This is a genomic window from Martelella radicis, assembly GCF_014196625.1.
GTDB classification, from domain to species: domain Bacteria; phylum Pseudomonadota; class Alphaproteobacteria; order Rhizobiales; family Rhizobiaceae; genus Martelella; species Martelella radicis.
Window position 1 is genome coordinate 70,619 of record NZ_JACIDZ010000007.1, and the last position, 25,967, is coordinate 96,585.

The following is a 25,967-nucleotide window of genomic DNA, read 5'->3' on the forward strand; positions in this document are numbered from 1 at the left end:
CTGAAGCGGAGCGGCCAACGCCCTGCCCGCAACCTTTGCCGTGCAGGCTCCCGGGCGCTTGCCGCCAACCGCGCGTCGCCTATTCTCCCGCCGTGAAATCGAACCGCATCAGGTGGCGGTAGGTTTCGCCCGGCCGCAGCACCACGGAGGGAAAGTTCTCGTGATGAGGGCTATCGGGGTAGTGTTGGGTTTCCAAGGCGAACCCGGCGAATTCCCGATAGAGCGCGCCGCCTTTCCCTTCGGTGGGCTGGGCCTGATAATGGCCGGCGGTATAGAACTGTACGCCGGGCTCGTTCGTGAAGAGCCGAAAACCGCGCCCGCTCTCCGGATCTTCGGCCTCGGCCACAAGCCGCATCGCGCCATCGTAACCGGCGACGCAGAGATTGTGGTCGTACCCCACGCCCGGCCATGCCTCGGATATCCTGTCACCGATCGGGTGCATTTCGGTAAAGTCGTAAGGCGTGCCGGCGACCGCGACGATCTCGCCGCTCGGAATCTTGTCCTCGCTGACCGCCGTGTAACCGTCGCACAGCAGCCGCAGACGCTGGTTCTCGACACTGCCGCTCGCATGACCGGCAAGGTTCCAGTAGCCGTGGTAGATGATGTTGAGGATAGTGGCGCGGTCCGTGACCGCTTCCATTTCAATCGCCAGGGCGCCATCGTCACCAAGGCGATAGGTGACCGTGGCATCGAGCGCGCCGGGATAGCCCTGATCGCCATCCGGGCTTTCCATGCGGAAGGTGACGGCGTTGTTGTCCGGGTCGGGTGCGGCCTTCCAGAAACGCTTGCCGAAACCGGGCAGTCCGCCATGCAGATGATGCGGGCCGGAATTGGTCGGAAGCTGATAGTCGATGCCATCAAGCGTGAACTTGCCGAGCGCGAGCCGGTTTGAAAGCCTGCCGCAGATGGCCCCGGCATTGCCGGGCTTCGTCACATAGTCGGCCGGATCGTCATAGCCGATGACGATATCCTCGACCCTGCCGTTGCGATCCGGGCGCATGACCCGGCGCAGGATCGCGCCATAGGTCATCACCTCGATTTCCGTTTCGCCGCCCGTCAGGCGATAGGCATCAACCGCCTGTCCGTCGATTTCACCGATAACGGCGTGTTCAATTGTGTGGCCGGCCAAGGCGGTATCCTCCCGAGGATGTTTGAAAAGGGCTTTCGTCTTCTCCTAGCGACGAAGACCCGCCTTCTCATTGTTCTGTAGCAATGCGCAGGCGCATGACAGTGCATGCGCATACGGCAAGATGTTCCGGGCAAGCGCCGCCCCAACCCATGCCGGAGGGGCGACGCTCTACGATGACAGGCCCTCGCGATTAGCCGATCACCGATTTGACGGTCTTGGCGACCCCTTCGGCGGTGATGCCGAAAAGTTCGAACAGGACCGGCGGGGGAGCGGATTCGCCAAATGTGTCGATGCCGACGCAGCCGCCTTCAAGCCCGACATATTTGCGCCAGTATTCGGTTCCGGCGGCTTCCACGGAAACGCGCGGGATACCAGCAGGAAGCACTTCGGCCTTGTAAGCCTTGTCCTGGCTGTCGAAGACGAAGGTCGACGGCATGGAGACGACGCGGACCTGAACGCCTTCCTTGGCAAGCGCTGCCTTTGCATCGAGCGCCTGGCGGGTCTCCGCACCCGTGGCGATGATGACGGCGGCAGGCGTGCCTTCGGCTTCGGCCAGAACATAGCCGCCCTTGCGGATGGCTTCGGCCTGCGAGGCCGAGCGGGCAAGCGGCGGCAGAACCTGACGGCTGAGCGACATCAGCGTCGGTGTGCCGGTGTGTTTCAGCGCCGTTTCCCAGGCGATCGCTGCTTCAACGGCATCGGCCGGACGCCAGACATCAAGGTTCGGCATCAGACGCAGCGAGCCGAGATGCTCGATCGGCTGATGGGTCGGGCCATCTTCGCCGACGGCGATCGAGTCATGCGACAGCGCGTAGACGACGCCGAGCTTCATCAGGGCCGCCATGCGGATGGCATTGCGCTGATAGTCGGAGAAGACCACATAACCGCCGCCGAAAGGCCGGAAGCCGCCATGCAGGAAGATGCCGTTCATCATTGCGCCGAGGCCGAATTCGCGCACGCCGCAATAGATGTAATTGCCGCCCGTTTGAGCCGTCACTGGCTCGATCTTGTCCCAGATGGAAAGGCAGGAGCCGGCAAGGTCAGCGGAAAGGCCGACCAGTTCCGGCAGTTCGTCGCCCAGCATCTGCAGCACGTTCTGGCTTGCCTTACGCATCGGGATCGTGTCCGTCAGCCCTTCGGCGGAGGCGATGAAGGCGCCCATTTCGGCATCGAAGTCGGCAGGAAGCTCGCCGCTCATGCGACGCTTGAATTCGGAAGCCTCGGCAGGATAGGCCTTTTCATAGGCCGCAAAGGCTTCATCCCAGGCGCTTTCGGCTTCCTTGCCGGCCTCTTCGGCGTTGAAGGTCTCGTAGACATTTTCCGGCACTTCGAAGGGCGGCAGCGACCAGCCGAGCGCTTCACGCACGCGGGCGATCTCCTCATCGCCGAGCACATTGCCGTGGCAATGGGCGTCACCGGCATAAGACGGCGAGCCCTTGCCGATCGTGGTCTTGCAGCAGATCAGCGTCGGCTGTTTCGTGTTCGTCTTGGCTTCCGCAATCGCGGCATCGATCGCCTCGACATCATGGCCATCAACATTGCGGATCACCTGCCAGCCATAGGCCTCGAAGCGCTTCGGCGTATCGTCGGTGAACCAGCCGCTGACATGGCCGTCGATGGAAATGCCGTTGTCGTCGTAAAGCGCGATCAGCTTGCCGAGGCCGAGCGTGCCGGCGAGCGAGCAGGCCTCGTGGCTGACGCCCTCCATCAGGCATCCGTCGCCGAGGAAGGCGAAGGTGTGATGGTCGACGATCTTGTGGCCAGGCTTGTTGAAGGACGCGGCCAGCATCTTTTCGGCAACGGCCATGCCGACGGCATTGGCAATGCCCTGGCCGAGCGGGCCGGTCGTGGTTTCAACACCGGGCGTGACGTCATGCTCGGGGTGGCCCGGCGTCTTGGAATGCAGCTGGCGGAAATTGCGGATATCTTCCATCGACAGATCGTATCCGGTCAGATGCAGCAGGCTATAAAGCAGCATCGAGCCGTGGCCGTTCGACAGCACGAAACGGTCGCGGTCAAGCCAGTCAGGGTTCTTCGGGTTGTGCTTCAGGTGGCGGGTCCACAGCGCGACGGCGATTTCGGCCATGCCCATCGGCATGCCGGGATGGCCGGAAACAGCCTTCTGCACGGCATCCATGGAAAGGACACGGATGGTGTTTGCAAGCTCGGTGGACGAGGCGGTGGCGGGGGATTTGTTCAGCATTTTCTTGTCTCGAAAGGCTGGGGAAGCCTGCGGCGGCGCATTGGAGCGCGGGGCGCAAGGCTTTCCGGGTCATTACTTGTAGGCGATCAGTGTGACTTCGATCAGGACGTCCGGGCCGAGGTCGCCGGGGCAGATGGTGGCGCGCGCCGGCAGGCTTTCGGCCGGTATCCATTCGGCCCAGACATCGCTCATGCCGGGTTTCAGGCTGAGATCGGAGAGATAGATCGTTGCGAACAGCAGTTTGGACTTGTCGGAGCCCGCAGCCTCAAGATAGGTTTCGAGCTTGGCGATGGTCTGGCGTGTCTGTCCGGCAATATCGAGACTTGTGTCGTCGCATGCGGTGCCACCGACAAAGACCAATCCGTCTTTTTCGACGACACGGTGCAGGACAGGGGTTGGAAGATATCTGTTTGTCACGGTGTTTCCTTTCCTTGTGAGGGGCTTGCCGCAATGCTTGTGGAAGGGCGCGGCAAGCCCCGTCTTCATCTTCCGGCAAAGGCGCGGTTCGCGCATCCTGCCGGCCTGGAGTCTCCTCAGTCCGTCATTTCCGGCGTCTCCTGAGATCATCGTCGATAAGGGCGGTCATGCGTTCAAGCGACGCCATGGCACTCACTCCATCGGTGATATCGGGGGCGTTGTTGTCTTCGCCCCGGAAGGCCTTCGCCGCATCGGCCATCAGGGCGGCATAGCCCTTGTGGTCCTCATTGGCGGCGGCGGTGAAATTCGGCGTCCAGCTCAGCGTATCGGCGCCGCCTGCAAGGCTTGCCGCCGGGTCCTCCGCCTTGAAGGGCGGATCGCGGAAATAGCGGACATTGATGACGTTCTCGATCTCGATGCGGCGATGGTCGCCCATGATCGTGATGTCTTCCGTCGGCGTGCCGCGCGACTGGATCGTGCCCATCACGATCGTTCCGATCGCGCCGTTTGCGCAGGCAAAATTGAGGTGAAGCAGCAGATGACCGGGCGCGGTCTCGACCGTGCGCACGGCCATGTCCTCGAAGGCAGAGCCCGCAAACCACGGGATCAGGTCCATGTAGTGGACACAGTGGTGCAGGTAGAAGCCGGAATAATCCGGCACGCCGGCGAAATAGGCGGGACCGGACATGTAGGAGCCGGTCACGCCGAGCACCTTGCCAAAGCTTTCTCCGCGCAGGATGTTGCCGGCAATCCGGTTGCCGGTTGAGTAGCGCTTCATGAAACCGACGACGACCGGTTTGCCCGCCTTTTCGGCGGCAGCGGCGATCTCCCGTGCACCGGCGGCATCGCGCGCCGGCGGCTTCTCGAGAAACACCGGAAGGCCCTTTTCAAGCGCCGCGATCGCTGCAACGCGGTGCAGGTCCGGCCCGACGGCCATGCAGACGGCATCGAGCCCCTTGTGGGCAATCAGCTCCGAATAGTCGCTGTAGGCGGCTTCAGCGCCATATTGCCATGCGGCAGAGGCGGCGGCATCGCGGTTCAGGTCGCAAACGGCGGCAATGCGCATGTCGTTGCGGCCAAGCTGCGGCATCAGCATGTGGGTTGCGTGGCGGCCGCAGCCGATCCAGCCGATATTGAGCGTCATGACCGACCTCCCGTCTTCGCGAGAAGGTCGCGAATGAAGGCGATGGCCTCTGTCAGCTTCTCGCTTTCATCCTCGTGCGGAGGCCGCCACTGGGCAATCGGCAGGCCGATACGTTCATCGTCGTCACGGCGGAACGGCTCCAACGTGATCGGCCCCTTGTAGCCGACATCGGCGAGCGCCTGCATGGTGCCCTGCCAGTCGATATGACCGGTCCCCGGATAGCCGCGATTGTTTTCGTTCGCCTGGAAATAGACGATACGCTCACCGGCAAGCCGGATCGCATCGGGAATGGATTTTTCCTCGATATTGGCGTGAAAGGTATCGAAGAGAACTCCAAGGGCCGGATGGTTGACGGCATCAACGACGGCAACGGCCTGCGAGACCAGCGAGATGACGTCGGTTTCGTAACGGTTGAGCGGCTCGAGCGCGAGCCTGGTCCCGGCCGCCTGGGCTTCCGGCGCCAGAACGCCAAGCCCTTCGATCACCCGCGCGCCGCGGGCTTTCATTTCCTCTTCCGCGACAGGTGTGGGCGCGCGGCCGGCAAAGACCATGGGCGCGCCGTAGAGCGGTCCGCCAAGGCTTGTTGCGCCGAGCGCGTGGGCGACCTCGAGGCAATAGCGGAGATAACCCATGCCCCCTTCGCGGATGCCCCGGTCGGCATCGGATATCGAGCGCTGCAGATTGACGCGGGCGGCCAGCGCCACGCCAAGTCCGGCCTCGTCCAGCGCTGCCTTGAGCGCCTTGAGGTCAAGACCATCTTCGGGTTCGGGGACAAGCAGTTCGACAAGGTCGAAGCCGAGCGTCCTCATGTGCCGGAAGAGGTGCATGTGCTCCCGGCCGAAGGGCCGGGCAAACTGCATCGATATGATACCGATCGGGTTGGTCACGTTATGCTTTCTTTCTCTTTTCTACAGTTGGTGGTTGGTCATCAGCCCTTGACCGCGCCCTGGGTCATGCCGCTGATGAGACGTTTCTGGACAATCAGGAACAGGATGGTCGCCGGCAGCGCGCCGACAATGCCGCCCGCCGTCAGCAGGCCCCACTGCACCTCGTATTCGCCGATCAGCGTCTGGATGGCGACCGTGATGGTGCGCACATTCTGACCGCCGAGGGTGAGGGCATAGAGATACTCGTTCCAGGAGGTGATGAAGATATAGATGCCGGTCGCCACGATGCCGGGCGTGCAGAGCGGAAGGACGACCCGACGTAGCGCGCCCATCCGGGTGCAGCCATCGGTCATGGCGGCTTCGTCCAGCGATTTCGGGATGCCGTTGATATAGCTCGTCATCATCCAGGTGGAGAATGGAATGGCGACCGTGGAGTTGGCGATGATCAGCGCCAGATGCGTATCCAGGAGGCCGAGCACGCGCATCAGAACGAAGAGCGGCAGGATCAGCAGAACGATCGGGAACATGTTGATGATCAGGAACTGGATCATCAGATATTTCTTGCCGCGGAAGGAGAACCGCGAGAAGGCGTAGGCCGCCGTGACGCTGAGCGACAGGCCGACGATCACCGTGCCGACGGCAACGATCAGCGAGGCGATCATGTTGTTGAGGAAGCCGACCGTCTTGAACAGGCGGATATAGTTCTCGAAGGTGGCGCCGATAATGCTGGGACCTTCGGTAAACAGCCGATTTTCAGCCGTCAGCGAGGTCAGCAGCATCCACAGATACGGACCCAGCGTGAACAACAGGATCAGCACCATCGGCAGTTCGACGAACAGCAGGGTTTTGGTTCTGGACTTCTTTCCGGCGATCATTTGTTGTCACTCCCGACCTTGCGCAGATAGACGATGACAAGACCCAGAAGCATGATCGTGAAGAGCACGGCGAGTGCGGAGCCGTAGCCGAAATCGAGATTGGTGCGGGCCTTGATGAAGGCATAGAGCGGCAGCGTGTAGGTGGAGTATCCGGGGCCGCCGCCGGTCATGACGTAGATGACGTCGATCGAGTTCGCGACCCAGATGGTTCTCAAAAGCACGGCGGTAACGAGCACGCCGGAAATGCCGGGCAGCGTGATGTGCCAGAACTGGCGGAACTTGCTGGCGCCGTCGATGGAGGCAGCCTCGTAATAGCTTTTCGGGATCGACTGAAGGCCGGCGAGGATCATCACCGCGAAGAAGGGGAAACCCTGCCAGGTCAGCGTCAGGATGATGGCGTAAAGCGCGGTGTCGGGATCAGCCAGCCACGGGATCGATTGCTTGATGACGTCAATCCTGAGCAGGAAGTCGTTCAGCACGCCATAATTGCTGTCGTAGATCCAGACCCACATCAGGCCGATAACAACACTTGGCAGCGCCCACGGAATGATGATCAGCGCACGCGCCAGGGGCCGCCAGGAAAATTCCTGGTTCAAGAGCATGGCGGTCGCCAGGCCGAGCAGCATCTGGGCGGGAATGGTGATGCCGATCCAGATCACAGTATGCTTCAGCGAGATCCAGAAGACCTCATCCTGAAAGGCGGCGAAGAAATTCTTCAGGCCGACGAAGGTGATCGCATTTGGTTTCCACAGCACGTAATCGTGCAGGCTCATCCAGGCCGCCTGGATCATCGGAAAGAAAACGATCGCCAGCGTCACCAGTACGGCGGGTGACAGCAGGGCATAGAGCAAGACGCGCTTGGCTAGCGCCACGCGCCCCGCCGGCATATCGGGGGCAGTCATGGTCATGGTCCGTTTTCGCCGGTTGATCCGGCGTCCTTATCGCTCCAACACCTCGGGGGCCGGCAAAAAGGGTCAGTCTCGAAGGTGATACGGATGGGAGGAGCCCGGCCCGGAAGGTTCGGGCCGGACGGTGTTTTACGCGGCTCTTACGGGTTGAAGAGCTCTTCGATGTTCTGGTTCATCTTCTCGGCCGTGATTTCGCCGGTCAGCGCGCGCTGCATGTTGACGGGCCAGACCGTGTTGACGAAATCCGAGGTCTCCGGCGTGTTCGGCAGCGTCACCGCGAAGGGCAGCGAGGCGACCGTGGCATCGACGAAGCGCTTGGGATGCAGGGTCCAGTTGGCCGAATCCGACTTGGTGACGGGCAGCTGGCCGGTCGCCTCGTTGAATTCCTTGTTGTTGCCGGTCGTCGACAGGAAGGAGATCCACTTCCAGGCGGCATCCTTGTTTTCCGCGCTGGAGAAGATCGCCGTCGATTCATCACCGAAGGTCGTCCAGTGGCCGCCGCCGCATTCCGGCACCGTGGTCGCGGAGATCTTGTCGCCAAGAGCGGCATCCATGTCATTGGCCGAGCCGATGTGATGGATGGTCATGGCGGTCTTGCCGGCCTTCAGAGCGCCGGTGACTTCCTTGAACCCGTCATTGGGGGCGGATGGCGGGAAGACGTGATCCTTCTGGAACAGGTCGACCACCCATTGCGTGCCTTCGATCGCGGTCGGGTTGGTCAGGCCGCCGGGTTGATCAAGGCTGACGCCGTCGCGCGAGAGCACGAGCGAGCCCCAGTGTTCCTGGCCGCCCTTGGCGCCGCGGAAGCCAAAGCCATAGATGTCGGGATTCCCGTCACCATCGGTATCCTGGGTGAGCGCCTTTGCAGCCTCACGGAATTCCTCGCAGGTCTTCGGCACCTCCATCCCGAGTTCTGCCAGCATGTCCGCACGATAATAGAGATAGAGAACGACATACTGGATCGGCAGATAATACTGGTTGCCGTCAGGACCCTTGGTCAGGTCGAGCAGGTTGTCCTGCAGATCCGCGGTGCCTTCCCAGCTGGAAATATAGTCATCAATCGGCACCAGCGCGCCCATTTCGACCAGACGCGGCTGGGCGTAAAGCTTGACCATGGCTGCGTCGGGGGCGTTGCCTGCAATAATCGACGTATAGAGATTGTCGTAATAGCTGTTCCAGGGAACGTTTTCCGCCTCGATCGTGATGCCGGGGTTCTGCTCCTCGAATTTGGCGATCAGATCGGACATCGGGTTATCCGCATTGTCGAAATGATACCAGAAACGCACGGTATCATCGGCATTCGCCGCAGCACCATACGCGATGACCGACGCTGATAACGCCGCAATCGTCAGTATTTTCCTCATTTGCTCCTCCGCTTTGTGCCGCCTTTTGAGCGGTTCAAGTGGTTTTCATTTTGCCCGCAACTTCCAAGAAGGCGCTCGCCGCCTCCTCTGCCGCCGTCCGGGCTTCGGCGAGAATGGGGTTCATCTGCATGAAGCCATGCACAACACCGGGATAGAGCCTGTACGTGTCCCGTCGCCCAAGCGCTTCGAGCCGGCGGGCAAGGTTTGCAGTGTCAGAACGCAAGGGGTCGATCGCCGCCGCATTGAGATAGAGCGGCGGCAGCTTCATAAGCGCCGCGTCATCGGCCTTGAGCGGCGAGACGAACGGGCTTTTTCGAACGGATGTGTCGGGCGTGTAGAAATCCCAGTAGCGCATCATCTTCGCGCGCGTCAGGCCGGGTCCCTCGGCGCTGTCGACATAAGAGCGCGAGGCGAAATCGTCGTCGTAGACGCCGTAGAAAAGAAGGCCTGCATCCGGCAGCGCCCCGCCCTCATCGATCTGGCGCAGCATCAGAGCTAGGGCGAGATTGGCGCCGGCGCTGTCGCCCGACAGCGCGCGCGGACCGCCGAGGCCTGCGAGCGGCCCGTGCCCTTCAAGCACGGCGTTCCACACCGCTGCGCAATCGTCCAGCCCGGCCGGATAAGGATGCTCGGGCACCAGGCGGTAATCGAAGGTGAGGACATGGGCGTTTGCTGCGATCGCAAGACGACGGGCGGCATGTTCATGCGTCGCCATGCTGCAGAAGGCCCAGCCACCGCCATGAACGAAGACGATCAGGCCACGGGCATCGGCCGAAGGGGTCAGGAGACGACAGGCGATGGGATTGCCGGCCGGCCCTTCGATCGCGAAGTCGCCTGCGGCGAAAAGCGCCGGCATCTCCCGGTTCCAGCGCGCATTGACCGCTTCGGCCTGGGCGCGCCCGTCCCGGGGCTTCATCAGCGTCGGATCGCCGAGGGCAGCATCCTCTTCGGCAAGACGCGCCAGGATGGCCTCCATCTCCGGCGACAGGAGACAATCCCCCGCGCGCGCCTCGAAGCGATCGCCGCCGATATCTTCCCGTGCGCTTCCCCCCGTCATTGCCTCATCTCCCCTCGGGCGCGTCTTCCGGCAGAATGCTGGGACCGAATTCGACGATCGTGGTGATGTGGTGGGAGAGCGTCGCGACCGCGGAGTTGACGTCGCCGCTGTTCAGAGCCTCGACGATCGCCTCGTGCCGCTCGGCCGTCTCGACCAGATCCCGCCGATCCTTCGAGTTCAGGATCTTGAAGCGATGATTGTGGATGAGGCAGCGCCTGAGGATCGGCTGGACGGACGGCAGGTTGGCCGCCTCGTAGAGCTTCAGATGAAATTCGCGGTCAAGCTGGGAGAGAAGATAGGCATCTTCGGCGCGCGCGGCGCGCACCATGGACATGATGATCTCGAGCAGGCTGTTGCGCAAAAGCGAACCGTAGCGCTGCATGATGCGCGGCACGCCGCGGCATTCGATCTCGCGACGGACCATGATCAGCTCCCGGGCATCCTCCGCCCTGGAATCGGCGACGAACGTGCCGCGATGCGGCAGGCGGTCGACCAGACCATCATGATCAAGCGCAATCAGCGCCTCGCGCGCCGTGCTCTGGCTACAGCCAAAACGCTCGGCGATATCAAGCTCCAGGATGGCGGTGAGCGGCGGAATGTCGCCGAGCATGATGTCGCGCTGCAGGTCGCCATAGACCGTCAGGCTGCGCCGCCCGGCGCGCCGGGCGGTCGGAGCAGAAGATCCGGAGGCAGGACCGCCCCTCGGTTTTCCGAAATTTTCGATCGCCATCATTCAATCCATTGCTTGCATATCGATAACGTTATCGATAATATAGCGATACCAACGGAGCTTGGCAAGACGAATTTTTCGTCGGGTTCGCCACCAGACACCGAAAACATGATGACCGGTGACGACCGCACAAAACTATGAAACTAAAGGCAATTCCGGGTAAACAGCATAGAGCCCGGTCATCCGGGAGGTACTGATGGCAAGCATCGAACTCGAAAAACTGGTCAAGGATTACGGCGCGTTCCGCGCGATTAAAGGTATCGACCTATCTATTGAGGATGGGTCTTTTGTGACCTTTGTCGGCCCATCCGGCTGCGGCAAATCCACGCTTCTGCGCATGGTCGCGGGCCTGGAGGAAATCTCCGGCGGCAGGCTGAAGATCGACGGCAAGGTCGTCAACGACCTTGAGCCGCGCGAACGCGACATCGCCATGGTGTTTCAGGACTATGCGCTCTATCCGCACATGTCGATTGCCGAGAACATCGGTTTCGGGCTGAAGATGCGCGGTGTCGCCAAGGCCGAGATCGAAAGGCAGGTGCAGGAAGCCGCAGACATCCTGCAGATCACCCAGTTGCTTGAGCGCAAGCCCGGCCAGCTTTCCGGCGGCCAGCGCCAGCGCGTTGCCATGGGCCGTGCCATCGTCCGCCGTCCGCAGGTCTATCTGTTCGATGAACCGCTCTCGAACCTCGACGCCAAGCTGCGCGTCGACATGCGCACGCAGATCAAGCGCCTGCACACGCTCCTGAAGACCACGACCATCTACGTCACCCACGACCAGGTCGAAGCGATGACGCTTGCCGACCATATCGTCATCCTCAAGGACGGCGTCATCATGCAGCAGGGCAAGCCGGTCAGCGTCTACGAGCGCCCGGTAAGCCGCTTTGTCGGCGAGTTCATCGGTTCGCCCAAGATGAACATCATCGAATCCCGTCTGGTATCGGAAGGCGGGCTCACCGAGCTTCGTTTCTACGATTTCGCTCTGCCGATCGCAGGCGGAGACGAGAACGGCAAGGCGGTCGAGATCGGTATCCGCCCGGAACACCTTGTTCCCTGCGCGCCCGAGGAAGCATTGTTTTCCGCCCGGATCGACGTTCTGGAGCCACTCGGTTCCGATACGCATGCCATCTGCCTTCTCGGCGACACGGAGATCACAGCGCGCCTAGCGCCGGACCCCACGCTCCAGCCGGGACAGACGCTGCATTTCACCGCGGATGCCGACAAGATTCACTTCTTCGACACCAAGAGCGGCGACCGCCTCGAGTTGGCAGCAATGCCGATGGCGGTCGGCACCACCGCCTAGCGCGTCCCGCCGACACCGCCCGGATTGCGCGATGTCGCGCCAGGCCAGGCAGGCAGGGCGAAAGCGATCCGGCTTCCCGCCTTCGGGCGGGGAGTTCGAGCAACGATAAGGTTTGCCGCAAACGTGCAGCCGGTCGATCTTCGCCGGCCGGCTGGCTGCGATCAGCTTGGCCATGTCCGGATTGGCGCGAACGAATATCATTCGACGCGAATGAATGCTATACTCTGCCCTGAAGAGGAGGGCGGATTGGACCTTGCGCGCTTTTTTGCCCGCATTGCGAAGTCTGCCGGAAATTTCCGCCGGCGGAGACATCATGACCTTGGCGCAGACCCATTCTTCCGAACAGCGTTCCGGCCCGGAACTGGAGGCCGCTGGATTTGTGGCCAAAGGCCAGACCCATCGTTTTCACGCGATGATCAAGCCCTCCGGAGCCCAGTGCAATCTCGACTGCACCTATTGTTTTTATCTGCACAAGGAAGGCCTGCTGCACCAGCCCAAGGCGCCACGCATGAGCGACGAGGTGCTCGAGCAGCATATCCGCCAGTATATCGAGGCGCAGGATGGAGACGAGGTCGTCTTCAGCTGGCAGGGTGGCGAGCCGACCCTGATGGGCCTGCCGTTCTTCGAGAAGGTCGTCGCGCTTCAGCGCCGTTACGCCAAACAGGGCCAGCGCATCGAGAACGACCTGCAGACCAATGGCATCCTTCTTGACGAGAAATGGTGCCGCTTTCTCAAGACGGAAGGCTTCCTCGTCGGGCTGTCGATCGACGGACCGGAACATCTGCATGACCGCTACCGCGTGAACAAAGCCGGCCGGCCGACCTTCGAGCGCGTCGTCGCCGCCGCGAAGATGCTGCGCGACCACGAGGTTCCTTTCAGCGCGCTCTGCGTCGTAAACAACGCAAATGCCGAGGAGCCGCTTGCGGTCTATCGTTTTCTTCGCGACGAGATCAGACCGCGAATGATCCAGTTCATACCCGGCATGGAGAAGAAGGACTTCTTCAAGACCGCGCCGCATCACTGGGACAGAAAACGCCTGCCGCGAGAGAACGCGCGGGCCGCCCGTCCCGGCCACCCCAATTCGGCGGTCGCTGAATGGTCGGTAAGCCCGGAACAGTGGGGACGTTTCCTGACGACCATCTGGGATGAATGGGAGCGCAATGACTACGGCCGCGTGTTTGTCGACCAGTTCGAGAATATCCTGTCTATGCTGCTTGGACAGGGCTCACAGCAATGCGTGACGAGCCGCATCTGCGGAAAGGCGCTGGCCGTCGAACACAATGGCGATGTCTATAGCTGCGACCACTTCGTTTATCCTGAATTCAAGATCGGCAACCTGCTTGAACGTCACGAGGGCAACCTCGCATTCGGCGAGCAGCAGCTCAATTTCGGCTTCGACAAATCGCGAAACCTGCCCGGAAAATGCCGGCAATGTCGTTACCTGCAGCTTTGCTGGGGACACTGTCCGAAGGATCGGTTTCTGAAAACGAAGGACGGAGAGGCCGGTCTTCACTACCTCTGCCACGGCCTGCAACATTTCTATGGCCACGTGATCCAAGCCTGCGACAGGCTGGCGCGCGGCGGCTGACAGGCACAAGCCCGGTCCGACCGCCCTCGCCGCGCTCGGTTCAGAATGGAAACGAGACGCTCAGATAGCCGCTTGTGCCCTCCAGCCGGTTCTTCGCATCGAATTCGCGATAGATCTTGGCACGAAGGGAGACCGGCGTTTTGCCGGCATTGAAATTATAGCCAACCGTGGCGCCCAGGGCGGCCACACGTCCCTTGAAATCTCCGAGCGATGCGCCTGGTCCGCTGTCGCCGGTTACCTGTTGATAGTAGTAGCCGACAATTCCGGCCGAGAATTGGGACGCGAATGTCTTCGTCACGGCGCCCTCGAAATGGAGCTCGGTTCCCGTGACATAATCGGTTTCGGGGTTCTCTCCGTTGAAGGTCACGCCCGCCGCGCCCGAGGCCTCCCAGCCGGTAAGCGGATCAAGCCAGGTCACCGCCGCGTTCAGATCCGCGCCCCAGCGGTGGAACGCGATATTGGCGACCTCTCCTTTCTGATAGTCGCCGATCGGCACGTTGACGAGCGTTCCGGCCATCCAGTGCCAGTTGCCGGAATGCCAGCCAAGACTCGCGCCGATCACAGGATCGCCGATGGAAAAGATATCGTCACTGATGGACGCGCCAATACCCCCGCCGGCGGACACCGCCGACGCATCGACATTCTGGTAGCCCCAGGGCAAGGTGACCGTCAGTCCCAGATTGCCGCCGGCGATCTCTTCCGGAAGAACCCAGAGGCCAGTTGCAAGATCGATGACCGCGGTCGCGTCGATATTTGCGATGACCTGCCCTCCGGCCGGAAGATCGGCACTGGCCCCGGCGGAGCCCGCGTAGAAATAGATGTCGTTTGCCAGATAGCTTCCGGGCGGCGCAAGAACGCCGGCCATCGGGCCCCTGGACCCCAGGAGATAAAAGCCCGTGCCCGCTTCGGCCGCCTGCGTCGACGCGCCACCCCCGGCGAATGTCAGCACGCCCGCAAGACCGACGAGCCCGCTACGGAGCAGTGTAGCCCGAAATTGCTGCATCATCCCTGCCCTGCCTTTTTTTGCGAAATCCAATTCAAATGGCGCCTCGACACCGGGACACTCGCGCGATGCGTCACTTGGGAAACACGAAATTCATCACGAAGCGCGCTCCGAAACCGCCTGGCCCGCCTGCCGGGCTTTCCGCCCAGTATCGCAGCCCAACCTGGAAATTGACGGGCTGGTCGCCAAGGACGACGAGCTTCCCGACCGTCGCGTTGACCGGCACGGCCCAACTGTCGGCCAGCCAGTCGTAGGTGGTTTCGGTATTGAGCCCGAACGACCATGCGCTCTCGGTCGTGTATGTCAGAAAGGGCTGAAGAAAAGTCGCGTTGACATCCCTCCGCGCATCGTCCCCGGCGAAGGACCAGATGTGGTTGGCAAGAATACCGACCGTCCAGGGGCCGGTAATATCGAGCACGGCCGCAGTCGGCCCGGCGCCCCATTTGCTAAGGCCCATGAGATCGTCTGTCGCCGTCGGGTAGAGAAAAACCGGTCCGGCACCCCATGTAATGCCGCTTTCGGACGGATCCTTCGGCGACAGAAAAAAGCTCTGGACCGTGTCGCCCAAGCCGAACTGGGTGCCCGACCTGCCGGCGGTTTCCCGCTGCCAGGTAACCGGCACGATCGTCCGCGTGATCAGGTTCCAATCGTCATTCAGGGAGAAGGGGACAACCGGCTGTATGTTGAGGGTAGCCCGATCGCCCCCCCGCACTGCCGATGCTGCCGTCATAATTGAACTGCAATGGTACGCTGATCAGGTTGGCGACCGGATTGCTGAGCTGCTTGGCCAGTTCCTCATTATCCTCGGCACGCGCGCAGATCGCGGCCGACAGCAGCGCAAGCGTGGCGCAGGCAACACAGCTCTTCTTCATGCGAAAACCCTCCGGTCGCACGGCAAGTTCGGTTTTATGTTTCTAAAGGCGATATCACGCCGGATGGCCGCTGGATCGGCGCCATCCGGTCAAAAGTACACAAAGCAGGCCAGTCGCCAGCCTATTGAAGGCCGCTGCTGAGGTAATCCTCTATGAGGTTCGACATGTCGAACGATGCCCCACCCTGGACCGGCGGGTATTGCGCAAGCGACGCCAGATGCTGCTCGATCAGCGCGCCCATTGGCTGCACCAGCCAGGATACCTTCTGCATGAGATGGCCATAGGCATCGACGGAATCGTAACTCTCGAACGGATCCATTCTGAGATTGAAGACCAGAGGCGCCGTTCTTGGAACAAGGTTGGCGTAATAATCCTCCTTGGTCGAGAAATGGAACTTCCACGGGCCCATGCGCACGGCGGTCAGATCGCTCTCGTAATAATGGAAGATGTGATCGCGCGCGGAGTGATCGCTCTCGCCAGTCCAGTAAGGCAGGTTGTTTTCCCCGTCGATATACTGGCTCTTTTCCTCCAGCATCATGGCTTTCACGTCCTCGACACCGGCTGCTGCCGCGAGTGATGTAAACATGTCCTGATGTGCCTGGATGCCGTTGAGGATCTGACCCGCAGGAACGACGCCGGGCCATCGCAACATGGAAAGCACCCTCACACCGCCCTCATAGGTGGTCATCTTCTCGCCGCGGAACGGCGTGGTGCCGCCATGCGGCCAGGAACTGTGCTCCGGCCCGTTATCGGTCGAATACCAGACGATCGTGTTGTCGCTCAGGCCGTTGTCATCGAGCCAGTCGAGAATGACGCCGACATCATGGTCATGCTGCAGCATGCCTGATCCGTACATATCCGCCTCGGAGGTATATTCCTCCGCGGCATAGCGCCATTCCTCGTTGAGCCGCGTGTAGAGATGCATGCGGCTGGTATTGATCCATACGAAGAAGGGCTCGTCCGCATCCACCGCGGCCGACATGAAGTCGATGGCGCGCGGAATGACCTCGGCCCCATCGAAGTTCTTCATCCGCTCCTGCGTCAACGGCCCGGTATCCTCGATCGTCTGCTTGCCAATCCGGCCGAAACGCGGCTGCTCGGTCGGGTCGTCATAGTCAGTTGCCTTCGAATGCAGGACGCCGCGCGTTCCGAAGCGCTCTTCGTAATCCTCGAGGCTGCCCGAGAAGGCTTCGCCGAAGCGCTGGTAATCGCGTTGTTCGGCCTCTTCCTGCGTGTTGAGATGGTAGAGATTGCCGAAGAACTCGTCGAACCCGTGAGCGGTCGGCAAATGCTCGTTGCGGTCGCCGAGATGATTTTTGCCGAACTGTCCTGTGCGATAGCCCGCGCCCTTCATGACCGCGGCGAGACTGGGTGAAGCGGCCTGAAGTCCGAGCGCCGAACCCGGCTGCCCGACGGTCGTCATGCCTGAACGGATCGGGTATTGCCCCGTAATGAAGGCTGCTCTACCGGCTGTGGAACTCGGCTGAGCGTAATGATCGGTGAAACGAATGCCTTCATTGCCGATGCGGTCAATATTCGGCGTCCAATAGCCCATCGTCCCCATGCCATAGGCGGAGACATTCTGCCATCCGATGTCATCGCCCCAGATGACAAGGATGTTCGGCCGCCTTGCGGTTGCAGGCTGCTGCGCTCGCGCCCGGCCGGGCCCGGCGACGGTCGCCGTCGTCGCGATCGTGGTAAAAGCCGCCAGCACGCTTGAACTCAAGAGCAGGTTCCGGCGGGTCACCCCACCGGTCGCGCCGGTCGTTTCCTGTGCGTCATCATGGGCATCGTCATCCATTCCAGCCTCCCTAGCCCCGCCTTACGGCAGGTGGAAAAGAACAATTGATGCACTGCGTAATTTGATTAAATCTTAGAAAACGAAGGACACTCTAACATATTTTTGCAAAAACAAAAACCTCTAACAATATTTTTCCAAACTCAACTAATGGTTTTGCATATCATATAAATAAAACTTCCTTTTCCGTTCATGTTTTACCGTTTTATTCATTCTTCTATCTCAAAAATCGCAAGCACAAACCAAAATAGTCTCAACCTTTTTTTCGCCGCCCGAAAAACCGCATGATTGCGAGAGGTATTGGGCTCTTGCCGGCCCCAGGTGACGGCATCAATCAGATGCGGATCGGACCAACGCCTCACCAAAAAAAGCAGATGCGCACCGCCGCCACGCGCTGTGCGGAAGGCTCTCGCCCGGCGAGGCGAGGGCGCGCAGATATGTAAACGAACGTTGACCTTCAGAAACCCGAACGGTCTCTTGACTCATCGCTAGTAAAACTTTACTAAAACTTACCAGGAGGCGCTGAAGGGTTCGTGGAGGGACCCGAGGCGAAACGGGAGAAACATATAATGGCCGAGATCGAGCTCCGCCAATTGCGAAAGTCTTATGGGGCTTTCGAGGCTATACCGCCTATCGACCTAAAGATCGGCGATGGCGAGTTCTGCATTTTCGTCGGCCCGTCCGGATGCGGCAAATCAACGCTTTTGAGAACCATTGCGGGCCTTGAGGATGCGAGCGCCGGCGAGATCATGATCGGCGGTGAAGAAGTCAGCCAACGCCATCCGGGCGAGCGCGGCGCGGCCATGGTTTTTCAAAATTACGCGCTCTACCCCCACATGACCGTGCGTCAGAACATGGGCTATGCGTTGAAGATCGCGAAAAGACCCAAGGACGAGATCAGGACCACGGTCGAACGGGCGGCCCACACGCTCGGCCTGGAAGATTTGCTTGAGCGCAAGCCGTCGGAACTTTCCGGCGGCCAGCGGCAGCGTGTGGCGATCGGGCGCGCGATCGTCAGGGATCCGAAGGTCTTCCTGTTCGATGAACCGCTCTCCAACCTCGATGCCGAGCTCAGGACGCGTATGCGCCTCGAGCTTGCCGATCTTCACCGCACGCTCGGCGTCACCATGGTCTACGTGACGCATGACCAGGTCGAGGCGATGACGCTCGCCGACCGGATTGTCGTATTACGATCAGGCCGGATCGAGCAGGTCGGGTCGCCGCTGGAACTCTATGACAATCCGGACAACCTGTTTGTCGCCCGCTTCATCGGTTCGCCTTCGATGAACTTTCTCAAGGCGGAGGCCGCCGACGGCGAAATCTGCCTGAGCGAGATACAGGGCCCGCCGCTGCCCCGGCCGGAATTCGTTCCCTCTGACTGGCGCGGGCTTCTGGGCGTAAGGCCCGAACATTTCGAGCTTCGCGCAGGTGGAATGGAGATCCGCCTGCGCGCTGTCGAACATCTGGGCGGCGTGACCTACGGCTATGCCACGCTGCCGGGTGGAACGGAACTGTGCGTCGATCTTCAGGGCCATAGGGAGATGGCTGCCGGAGATACCGTGGCGCTCGGCATTCCGTCGGAACGTGCATTCTTCTTCGACCAGAAAACGGAGAAACGTCTCCGGTAACTTTCAGCACGGGAGGATTAAATGCTGAAATCGATACTGAAGGGCAGTGCCGCGACGCTGCTTGCGTCAGGCATCTTGGCGGCGTCGGCGAGCGCCGAGGAAATCCGCATCTATTTCAATGCCGGCCACGGCTATGACACCTATCTCGAGGTCTTCGAGGAATTCGAGGCTGACAATCCCGGCTGGACGGTCGCCTTCGAGCGCTATCAGTGGCCGGACCTGCGCACCAAGCTGGTGGCCGATTTCGCCGCCGGCAACCCGCCTGATCTCGTTGCGGAGCCCGGCGCCTGGGTGCCGGAATTCGCCCAGCAGGGCCTTCTCTACAATCTTGATGACCTTGCCGCGCGCGACCGGGCCGAATTCGACTATCCCGGCGATTGGCAGGACGCTTCCGTCGAGAAGAACACCGTCGATGGCTCACTCTACGGGGTACAGATTCATCTCACCTGTGCGACGCTGCTCTACAATGTCGACATGCTGAAAGAGGCCGGTTTCGACAACCCGCCGGCTAATTGGTCGGAGTTCCGCGAGATTGCCAAGGCAACGACCAAGAACGGTGTCTTCGGCTTCGCGCCCAACGCCGTCTGGGCCTATTCCATGCCCTGGGTCTTCCAGAATGGCGGGCAGTATTACAATTCCGAAACCGGCAAGATAGCCTTCGGCAGCGTGGCGGCGGCAGAAGGCGTGCAATTTCTTTCCGACCTGATCCACGAGGATCGCTCCGCGCCAGTCCCGGTTACGGGGGCCGATTACGAGGGGCCGCAGCGCCTCTTTACCGCCGGCCGCGCGGCGATGATCATCACCGGTCCCTGGGACATCAATCCCATCCGCACCGGCAATCCCAACCTCAACTGGGCTGTCGCGCCGTCGCTGAAAGAGGTCGAACAGGCCACCATCCAGGGCGGCGTCAGCCTGATGATCCCCAAGGACGCGCAGTATCCCGAACAGGCCTGGGACCTGATCAAGCGCCTGACCGCCGTTGATGTCGAAGTCGCCACCTCGCTCAAATACTCGATGACGATGCCGCGGAAGTCCTGGCTTGAGGACCCGCAAGTGCAGGCCGACCCGATTCTCGGCCAGTTTGGCGCGTGCCTTCCCTATTCACGCGATGTCACGCTCGAACTGCGCAAGGCCGGCAAATACAATCCTGCCATCGATGAGGTGCTGAACGGCGCAATCGATGAGGTGCTGTTTGCCAACGAACCGGCCGCAGAGGTTCTTTCCGCCGCTGAAGATGAAGCGAACGCCATTCTTGCCGACGAGTGAGCAGATCCATGCCCCGGCTCAAGCAGAGCCGGGGCATACCGCCTTTAACCGGGAATGACGGGATGACTTACAAAACCAAGCGCACCTTGACCGCCTATGCCTTTCTGTCGCCGGCCATCGTTTATTTCCTGATCTATTTCTTCTGGCCGATCGCGATAGAATTCTGGGCGAGTTTCAGAAGCGGCCAGCCCCTGATCGGCGAATCAGCCTTCATCGGACTGAAAAACTACGCCCATATCCTGAACGATCGGCTGGCGATCAAGGCGATCAAGGCAACGCTGATCTATGCGATCGGCAGCGTCGTCTTCACCCTGGTGCTGGCCCTCGGGCTTTCGGCCCTTCTGGTCGGTCCGGTTAGAGCGCGCAACGCCATCCGCGCGATCCTGTTTTTTCCCTACATCATTTCCTTTGTCATCTCGGCACTAATGTGGCGGGCGATCCTCGACCCCTATACCGGGCTGCTCAACGCCGCGCTTGCCAAAGTCGGACTTCCGCAACAATTCTGGCTGGTCAATCCGGATACGGCGATCTGGACGCTGATCGCGGTCTCGGTTTGGAAAGATCTCGGTTATGCCGTGCTGATCTATATCGCGGCGATACAGGGCATTCCCGCGCATCTCTACGAAGCCGCGCGCATGGATGGCGCCAAGCGTCATCACCTTTTCCGCGACATCACCCTGCCGCTTCTGATGCCAACCACGCTGTTTCTCGCCGTCGTCATCATGATCGCATCGCTGCAGGAAATGGCCCTGCCTTACCTGATGACCCAGGGCGGCCCGGCCAACGCCACGCGGCTTTATTCGCTCCATGTCTACGAGACGGCGTTTCAGGGCCTCAACATCGGCTACGCCTCGGCTCTTTCCTTCGCGATGTTCATGCTGATCCTGTTCATCACATGGGCCCAGTTCAAACTGCTTCACCGCGATATCAGGCACGTATGAGGACGACATGGCTCGCAAGGACACCCACACCACGCCATCGAAACTGCTGATCTATCCGCTGCTAGCCTTCTTCGTGCTGATGGCAGTGCTGCCCTTTCTCTACATGGTCTCGCTGTCGCTGCAGAGCGATGCCGACATGTTTTCCGGTCAGGTCGTCGTCATCCCGGAAGTCCTGCAGTTCTCGAATTATGTCACGATCTGGGAAAAGGCGCCCTTTGCCCGTTTCATGCTCAATTCGGTGATCATCGCCGGCACGATCACGCTTCTGCATGTTCTGTTCGATCCGTTGATCGGATATGTCTTCGCCAAGATGGAGTTTCCCGGAAAGCGGTTCATGTTTGTTTCGCTGCTGGCGACGCTGATGATCCCCTTCTTCATCCGGCTGATCCCGCTTTACGTGATGACCGCCGAAATGGGGCTGCTCAACACCTATCCGGGCCTGATCCTGCCCTTCGCCATGAGCGCATTCGGCATTTTCCTGATGCGCCAGTTCATCATGCCGATCCCGGACGATCTGGTGGCCGCCGCCCGTCTCGACGGGGCGAGCGAATTCCGGATCTTCGTCGACATCGTCCTGCCGCAGCTCAAGCCTGCGATCGCGACGCTGGCGCTCTTGACCTTCGTCTTCCAGTTCAACGAGTTCATCTGGCCCCTCGTCGCCGTCTCATCGGAGAACATGCGGCCGATCACCACCGGGCTCACGCTTTTCAACCAGGAATTCTTTACCCAATGGAATCTCACAGCCGTGGGCGGCATGCTCCTGTTTCTGCCCTGCTTCCTCCTCTTCGTCATCATGCAGCGCTATTTCGTCCAGAGCGTGATGCTTTCGGGCATGAAGTGAGGAGGGGAGCATGACGAAACGACCGAATGTTCTGGTGTTCTTCACCGACCAGCAGCGCTGGGATACGGTGGGCGCCCACAACAACCCGCTGGACCTGACGCCGAATTTCGACCGGATGGCCGAAATGGGCCGCTTCATCCGCAACTCCTTCACCTGTCAACCTGTGTGCGGACCGGCCCGCTCGGCATTCCAGACCGGAAAATATCCGACGACGACGGGCTGTTATCGCAACGATATTCCGCTGCCGGAAGGCGAAAAGACGCTTGCGCATTATTTCGGCGAGGCCGGCTACGAAACCGGCTATATCGGCAAATGGCATCTGGCCGGAGGCGATCCCGTGCCGCGCGACCAGCAGGGCGGTTATGATTACTGGCTCGCCGCGAACATTCTCGAATTCACCTCATGGCCCTATCAGACCGATCTATTTGACGGCGAGGGAGAACGTCACCGGTTGCCGGGCTATCGGGTCGATGCGCTGACGGACGCGGCGATACGCTATCTCGACCAAAAACGGGAGAAACCCTTTTTCCTGTTCCTCTCCTTTCTGGAGCCGCACCACCAGAACCAGCACGACAATTACCCGGCGCCCGTCGGCTATGCGGACAGGATCGCCAAGCGCATCAGTTCCTATCCCGACGATCTTGAGACGCTGGGCGGCACGACCCGGCAACACTACCACGGCTATATGGGAATGGTCGCACGGCTTGATGAGGCGTTCGGGCGCGTCATCGACGCGCTGATCTCGCTTGGCGAGCTCGACAATACCATCATCCTGTTTTCGTCCGACCATGGCTGCCATTTCAAGACCCGCAATGACGAGTACAAGCGCTCCGGCCACGAGGCCTCTATCCGGGTGCCGACCCTTATTGCCGGCCCGGGGCTGAACGGAGGCGGAGAGATTACCCGCGCCGCTTCCCTGATCGACCTGCCGCCGACGCTGCTGGATGCCGCCGGCATCGATGTACCTGCAGAGATGCAGGGATATTCGCTGTTGCGGCCCGACGGGTTGCCCGAAGACGAAGTATTCATACAGATCAGCGAAAGTCAGGTCGGCCGTGCGCTCAGATCCGGCAAATGGAAATACTGCGTTGCCGATCCGGCAGCCGATAGCTGGAACGACAGCGCCAGCCGGAGCTATACAGAGACCCACCTCTACGACCTCGACCGCGACCCCGCAGAGCTCGACAATCTCGTCGCCGCGCCGGAATATGCCGAACTTCGCGCTCTGCTGGCAAAACGACTTTCCGCGCGTATAATCGCCGCCGGCGAGGAGCCGGCCGAGATCGTTCCGGCGGATTGACGGGTAGAGTGTAACAGGATGCACGCATGGTAACACTGAAGGAGATCGCAAAGCGGACGGGAGTGGCTGAATCGACGATCTCGCGCATCCTCAATCGCGATCCGACCCTGTCGATTTCCGATGAAAAGCGTCGTCGCGTGGTGGAGACGGCCGAGGCGCTTCAATACGTAATGCGCCGGTCGCGAAGCAACCGCAAGGAAGACGCGTCGATCGCCCTGCGGCGTCCATCCGACCTCAAGTCGGTCATGATCGTGCATTTTCTTTCAAGCGCGTCCGAGCTCTCGCAGCCCTTCTATGTTGGTCTGCGACAGGGTATCGAAGCGCGCTGCGAGGCCTATGGCATGGCAACGACGCGGCTCTTTGCCGGCGAATTCGACCCGGCGATGCTCAACCGCGCCCGCAATGTCGGCGTGATTTCGGTCGGCGATCTGCCCGCCGGCCAGCTTGAGGCTATCCGCTCGCTCGGCGTGCCGATTGTTCTCGCTCATCCTGATGAGAAACCGGTTGACGTCGATGTCGTCTATGTCGATCTGGAGGCGGCATCCGCCCGGCTTTGCGAATGGCTGCTGACACGCGGCATCCGGCGCCCTGCCCTTGTCGGCGCCAAGGACGCAACATCGAGGCGGCTTGCAGCCTTCCGATCGGTGATGAGCGCGGCAGGGATCTTTGATCCGGACTATGTGTCTTACGGAAACGACGTTACCGCTGACGGACAGGCCCATATCAGGGAACTGGTCACGCGGCTTTCCAGGGCAGGCAAGCCCCTGCCCGACGCGGTCGTCATCTATGCCGACCGCACCGCCGTCGAGGTCTATCGCGGACTTGAGGAGGCAAAGCTTTCAATCCCGCGCGACGTCCAGGTCGTCGCCTTCAACGACAGCTCGATCGCCCGTATGCTGGCGCCCAAGCTTTCCACGCTGCGCCTGGAGGCCGGCGTCATCGGCGAAACCTCCGTCGACCTGCTGATGGAACGGCATGGCGGACGCAAGGCCGCAAAACATGTTCAGATCATGCCGACGATCATCGAGCGCGGCAGCACGCGCAAGCCACAAGCCTCCTGAAGGAGCCTGCAGCCACAAGCTTCGCGCAACTCGGCCGGTCATCACCGGATCGCGCCCCCGCGCCCTGTCATATCCTTCGGAAAAGCGCCGGCCCGTTCAGGACGAAGAGTTCGACCTCCAGCGCTTCAGCCTGTTCGCCGCCGCCCGAGAAGGTTGCCGCCGAACGCGAACCATCAGGCGCGTTTTCCGTGCTGATGTCGAAAACCATCATCGAGCCGTCCCAGGGCATCAGAGGAAATGATTTCGGTCCCGGCCCGGCGAGCAACACCAGCCCGCCATCCGATGTTTCGCGCACCTCGACCGTTCCGAAATATGGGTGACCATAGGTGCCTGTGCAGTAGCCTGCGGCCGGCGCGGGTGCGGCGGCTTTCGGAAAGGCCTTGCCGGCCGTTTCCCCGAGCGGCGCGTAAAAACCGGCAAAAAGAGGCTGATAGCCGGAATACCAGTCCCACCTCACCTCTCCCGTCTGCACCATGTCCGCAAAGCTTGCGCCGATCGCCTCGACCGCGCCGACGGGAGCCGCATTGGAAAGCACGACGATGCCGACATCCAGCGACGGAATGAGCGCAAAATAAGTTGCAGCCCCCAGAATGAAGGCGCCCGAATGACTGAGGATAACCCGGCCGGTCGGATCGGTGCCGACGCCGAAACCGTACCCGTAGAAGCTCGCGCGCTCGTCCGGACTGCGCGGCCTGCTCGAAAAACTCTGGGGGCTGATCGCCGGCTGCAGAGCCTCCGGCCTGATCAGATCGCCACCATCCGAAAGCATCAATGTCATCCATTTCGCCATGTCATTGACCGACGAACTGATGCCGCCGGCCGGCGACTGGGCATCGGGCTGGCGCTGGTAAAGCGGGGCAAAGCCGTCGGCGGTCCGCGCATACGGGACCGCGCGATTCTCCCGAGCAATGAAATCGGCGTAGCAAGCACTCGTGTCGGCCATGCCGAGCGGCTGGAAAACCGCCTCTTCCGCAAGCGCGCTCCAGGTCGTGCCTGAGGCCTCAGCAACGGCCTCGGCCGCCGCCGTCAGACCGAAATTGGTATAGGCATAGCTTGTGCGGAAGGGCGAAAGCGGCTGAAGGCGAAGCCGTTCGAGGATCGTCTGCCGATCGAAGCCGAGATCCTCGAGATCGTCCCCGGCATGATCGGGCAGGCCGGAGCGATGGCTATAGAGGTCGCCGACCGTCAGCCTTTCGGTAACCGCCGCATCCGAGAGCGAGAACCAGGGCAGGAGATCCCGCATCCGGCTGTCCCACGAGACGACATTACGGCTCACCTGTCGCGCGACGACCGTCGCTCCAACCGATTTCGACAGCGAAGCCAACTGGAACACCGTGTCCGGCGTTACGGGCGCGCCGTCTTCGCCACGCGCGCCGAAGCCCTTGGCGTAGCGCATTTCGCCACCATGAACCACGGCAACGGCGATACCCGGCACGCCGCTGCGGGCCTTGATATCATCGACAATCCCATCAAGAGCGGCAATCGCCTTTTCGATCTGTCCCGGCGGCACCGCAACGCCTGCGGTGCGCGACGGCGGCAGCATTTCGGATAACGCCTGACTGGGCAGGATGGCAAGCGAAGCCGACGCCAAGGAAGCGGAAGCCAGAAAGCGACGGCGCGAAAGCCTGAAAGATGACATGAGGAACCTCTAACCC

At 61.0% G+C, this 25,967-nt stretch carries 21 protein-coding genes and 1 pseudogene; 8 read left to right on the forward strand and 14 right to left on the reverse strand.

Annotated elements, in window-relative coordinates; genetic code table 11:
- Positions 1 to 79: 79 nt before the first annotated feature.
- The 10 genes from GGR30_RS11635 to GGR30_RS11680 form a co-directional block, all read right to left on the reverse strand.
- Entirely contained in the window at positions 80 to 1,129 is a 1,050-nt protein-coding gene (locus GGR30_RS11635) for an aldose epimerase family protein (RefSeq protein ID WP_246413783.1), read from the reverse strand.
- Between the two features lie 190 nt (positions 1,130 to 1,319).
- Entirely contained in the window at positions 1,320 to 3,332 is a 2,013-nt protein-coding gene (gene tkt, locus GGR30_RS11640; protein WP_183486432.1) for a transketolase, read from the reverse strand.
- Positions 3,333 to 3,404: 72 nt separating this feature from the next.
- Entirely contained in the window at positions 3,405 to 3,749 is a 345-nt protein-coding gene (locus tag GGR30_RS11645) for a Rid family hydrolase (RefSeq protein ID WP_183486434.1), read from the reverse strand.
- A gap of 124 nt (positions 3,750 to 3,873) precedes the next feature.
- A complete protein-coding gene (locus GGR30_RS11650) occupies positions 3,874 to 4,893 on the reverse strand; it encodes a Gfo/Idh/MocA family protein (RefSeq protein WP_183486436.1) in 1,020 nt (339 codons plus the stop codon).
- Positions 4,890 to 5,780, reverse strand: coding sequence for a TIM barrel protein (locus tag GGR30_RS11655; RefSeq protein WP_183486438.1), 891 nt, complete (start codon positions 5,778 to 5,780; stop codon positions 4,890 to 4,892). The genes GGR30_RS11650 and GGR30_RS11655 overlap by 4 nt, the downstream gene beginning before the upstream one ends.
- Before the next feature lie 41 nt (positions 5,781 to 5,821).
- Entirely contained in the window at positions 5,822 to 6,655 is an 834-nt protein-coding gene (locus tag GGR30_RS11660) for a carbohydrate ABC transporter permease (RefSeq protein WP_183486440.1), read from the reverse strand.
- A complete protein-coding gene (locus tag GGR30_RS11665; protein ID WP_183486442.1) occupies positions 6,652 to 7,563 on the reverse strand; it encodes a carbohydrate ABC transporter permease in 912 nt (303 codons plus the stop codon). The genes GGR30_RS11660 and GGR30_RS11665 overlap by 4 nt, the downstream gene beginning before the upstream one ends.
- Before the next feature lie 140 nt (positions 7,564 to 7,703).
- Complete coding sequence (locus tag GGR30_RS11670) at positions 7,704 to 8,927, reverse strand: ABC transporter substrate-binding protein (RefSeq protein ID WP_183486444.1); 1,224 nt, start codon at positions 8,925 to 8,927, stop codon at positions 7,704 to 7,706.
- 34 nt (positions 8,928 to 8,961) lie between these two features.
- Positions 8,962 to 9,984, reverse strand: coding sequence for an alpha/beta hydrolase (locus GGR30_RS11675; RefSeq protein ID WP_183486446.1), 1,023 nt, complete (start codon positions 9,982 to 9,984; stop codon positions 8,962 to 8,964).
- 4 nt (positions 9,985 to 9,988) lie between these two features.
- Positions 9,989 to 10,717, reverse strand: coding sequence for a GntR family transcriptional regulator (locus tag GGR30_RS11680; protein ID WP_210288020.1), 729 nt, complete (start codon positions 10,715 to 10,717; stop codon positions 9,989 to 9,991).
- Between the two features lie 193 nt (positions 10,718 to 10,910).
- Here GGR30_RS11680 and GGR30_RS11685 point away from each other — a divergent pair, with 193 nt between their 5' ends.
- Both GGR30_RS11685 and GGR30_RS11690 read left to right on the forward strand, forming a co-directional pair.
- Positions 10,911 to 12,014 carry an ABC transporter ATP-binding protein gene (locus GGR30_RS11685; RefSeq protein ID WP_183486448.1) on the forward strand — a complete coding sequence of 368 codons (1,104 nt, stop codon included), beginning with the start codon at positions 10,911 to 10,913 and terminating at the stop codon, positions 12,012 to 12,014.
- A gap of 313 nt (positions 12,015 to 12,327) precedes the next feature.
- Positions 12,328 to 13,602 carry an anaerobic sulfatase maturase gene (locus tag GGR30_RS11690; protein WP_183486450.1) on the forward strand — a complete coding sequence of 425 codons (1,275 nt, stop codon included), beginning with the start codon at positions 12,328 to 12,330 and terminating at the stop codon, positions 13,600 to 13,602.
- Between the two features lie 40 nt (positions 13,603 to 13,642).
- Here the strand turns inward: GGR30_RS11690 and GGR30_RS11695 are convergent, their stop codons facing one another.
- From GGR30_RS11695 to GGR30_RS11705, 3 genes and pseudogenes are all read right to left on the reverse strand, one after another.
- Entirely contained in the window at positions 13,643 to 14,608 is a 966-nt protein-coding gene (locus GGR30_RS11695) for a SphA family protein (protein ID WP_183486452.1), read from the reverse strand.
- 70 nt (positions 14,609 to 14,678) lie between these two features.
- Positions 14,679 to 15,477: pseudogene (locus tag GGR30_RS11700) on the reverse strand (transporter family protein).
- Between the two features lie 121 nt (positions 15,478 to 15,598).
- Positions 15,599 to 17,278 carry an arylsulfatase gene (locus GGR30_RS11705; protein ID WP_183486455.1) on the reverse strand — a complete coding sequence of 560 codons (1,680 nt, stop codon included), beginning with the start codon at positions 17,276 to 17,278 and terminating at the stop codon, positions 15,599 to 15,601.
- A 566-nt stretch (positions 17,279 to 17,844) separates the two neighbouring features.
- Between GGR30_RS11705 and GGR30_RS11710 the strand changes: the two genes are divergently transcribed.
- From GGR30_RS11710 to GGR30_RS11735, 6 genes are all read left to right on the forward strand, one after another.
- Positions 17,845 to 18,903 carry an ABC transporter ATP-binding protein gene (locus tag GGR30_RS11710; RefSeq protein WP_183486457.1) on the forward strand — a complete coding sequence of 353 codons (1,059 nt, stop codon included), beginning with the start codon at positions 17,845 to 17,847 and terminating at the stop codon, positions 18,901 to 18,903.
- Positions 18,904 to 18,924: 21 nt separating this feature from the next.
- Positions 18,925 to 20,169, forward strand: coding sequence for an ABC transporter substrate-binding protein (locus GGR30_RS11715; protein WP_183486459.1), 1,245 nt, complete (start codon positions 18,925 to 18,927; stop codon positions 20,167 to 20,169).
- Between the two features lie 62 nt (positions 20,170 to 20,231).
- Entirely contained in the window at positions 20,232 to 21,110 is an 879-nt protein-coding gene (locus GGR30_RS11720; protein WP_183486461.1) for a carbohydrate ABC transporter permease, read from the forward strand.
- Positions 21,111 to 21,117: 7 nt separating this feature from the next.
- On the forward strand, positions 21,118 to 21,951 hold the full coding sequence (locus GGR30_RS11725; protein ID WP_183486463.1) for a carbohydrate ABC transporter permease: 834 nt from the start codon (positions 21,118 to 21,120) through the stop codon (positions 21,949 to 21,951).
- A 10-nt stretch (positions 21,952 to 21,961) separates the two neighbouring features.
- Entirely contained in the window at positions 21,962 to 23,251 is a 1,290-nt protein-coding gene (locus GGR30_RS11730; protein ID WP_183486465.1) for a sulfatase family protein, read from the forward strand.
- Positions 23,252 to 23,277: 26 nt separating this feature from the next.
- Entirely contained in the window at positions 23,278 to 24,312 is a 1,035-nt protein-coding gene (locus tag GGR30_RS11735) for a LacI family DNA-binding transcriptional regulator (protein WP_183486467.1), read from the forward strand.
- A 67-nt stretch (positions 24,313 to 24,379) separates the two neighbouring features.
- Here GGR30_RS11735 and GGR30_RS11740 read toward each other — a convergent pair whose 3' ends face one another.
- Positions 24,380 to 25,951: a serine hydrolase domain-containing protein gene (locus tag GGR30_RS11740; protein WP_183486469.1), complete on the reverse strand. Its 1,572-nt coding sequence runs from the start codon at positions 25,949 to 25,951 to the stop codon at positions 24,380 to 24,382.
- Positions 25,952 to 25,967 lie beyond the last annotated feature (16 nt).

Coding starts and splice junctions, on each gene's coding strand:
- tkt (WP_183486432.1), bottom strand. CDS start 3,332: ATGCTGAACAAATCCCCCGCCACCGCCTCGTCCACCGAGCTTGCAAAC.
- GGR30_RS11650 (WP_183486436.1), bottom strand. CDS start 4,893: ATGACGCTCAATATCGGCTGGATCGGCTGCGGCCGCCACGCAACCCAC.
- GGR30_RS11660 (WP_183486440.1), bottom strand. CDS start 6,655: ATGATCGCCGGAAAGAAGTCCAGAACCAAAACCCTGCTGTTCGTCGAA.
- GGR30_RS11665 (WP_183486442.1), bottom strand. CDS start 7,563: ATGACCATGACTGCCCCCGATATGCCGGCGGGGCGCGTGGCGCTAGCC.
- GGR30_RS11670 (WP_183486444.1), bottom strand. CDS start 8,927: ATGAGGAAAATACTGACGATTGCGGCGTTATCAGCGTCGGTCATCGCG.
- GGR30_RS11675 (WP_183486446.1), bottom strand. CDS start 9,984: ATGACGGGGGGAAGCGCACGGGAAGATATCGGCGGCGATCGCTTCGAG.
- GGR30_RS11680 (WP_210288020.1), bottom strand. CDS start 10,717: ATGATGGCGATCGAAAATTTCGGAAAACCGAGGGGCGGTCCTGCCTCC.
- GGR30_RS11685 (WP_183486448.1), top strand. CDS start 10,911: ATGGCAAGCATCGAACTCGAAAAACTGGTCAAGGATTACGGCGCGTTC.
- GGR30_RS11690 (WP_183486450.1), top strand. CDS start 12,328: ATGACCTTGGCGCAGACCCATTCTTCCGAACAGCGTTCCGGCCCGGAA.
- GGR30_RS11695 (WP_183486452.1), bottom strand. CDS start 14,608: ATGATGCAGCAATTTCGGGCTACACTGCTCCGTAGCGGGCTCGTCGGT.
- GGR30_RS11705 (WP_183486455.1), bottom strand. CDS start 17,278: ATGGATGACGATGCCCATGATGACGCACAGGAAACGACCGGCGCGACC.
- GGR30_RS11710 (WP_183486457.1), top strand. CDS start 17,845: ATGGCCGAGATCGAGCTCCGCCAATTGCGAAAGTCTTATGGGGCTTTC.
- GGR30_RS11715 (WP_183486459.1), top strand. CDS start 18,925: ATGCTGAAATCGATACTGAAGGGCAGTGCCGCGACGCTGCTTGCGTCA.
- GGR30_RS11720 (WP_183486461.1), top strand. CDS start 20,232: ATGACTTACAAAACCAAGCGCACCTTGACCGCCTATGCCTTTCTGTCG.
- GGR30_RS11725 (WP_183486463.1), top strand. CDS start 21,118: ATGGCTCGCAAGGACACCCACACCACGCCATCGAAACTGCTGATCTAT.
- GGR30_RS11730 (WP_183486465.1), top strand. CDS start 21,962: ATGACGAAACGACCGAATGTTCTGGTGTTCTTCACCGACCAGCAGCGC.
- GGR30_RS11735 (WP_183486467.1), top strand. CDS start 23,278: ATGGTAACACTGAAGGAGATCGCAAAGCGGACGGGAGTGGCTGAATCG.
- GGR30_RS11740 (WP_183486469.1), bottom strand. CDS start 25,951: ATGTCATCTTTCAGGCTTTCGCGCCGTCGCTTTCTGGCTTCCGCTTCC.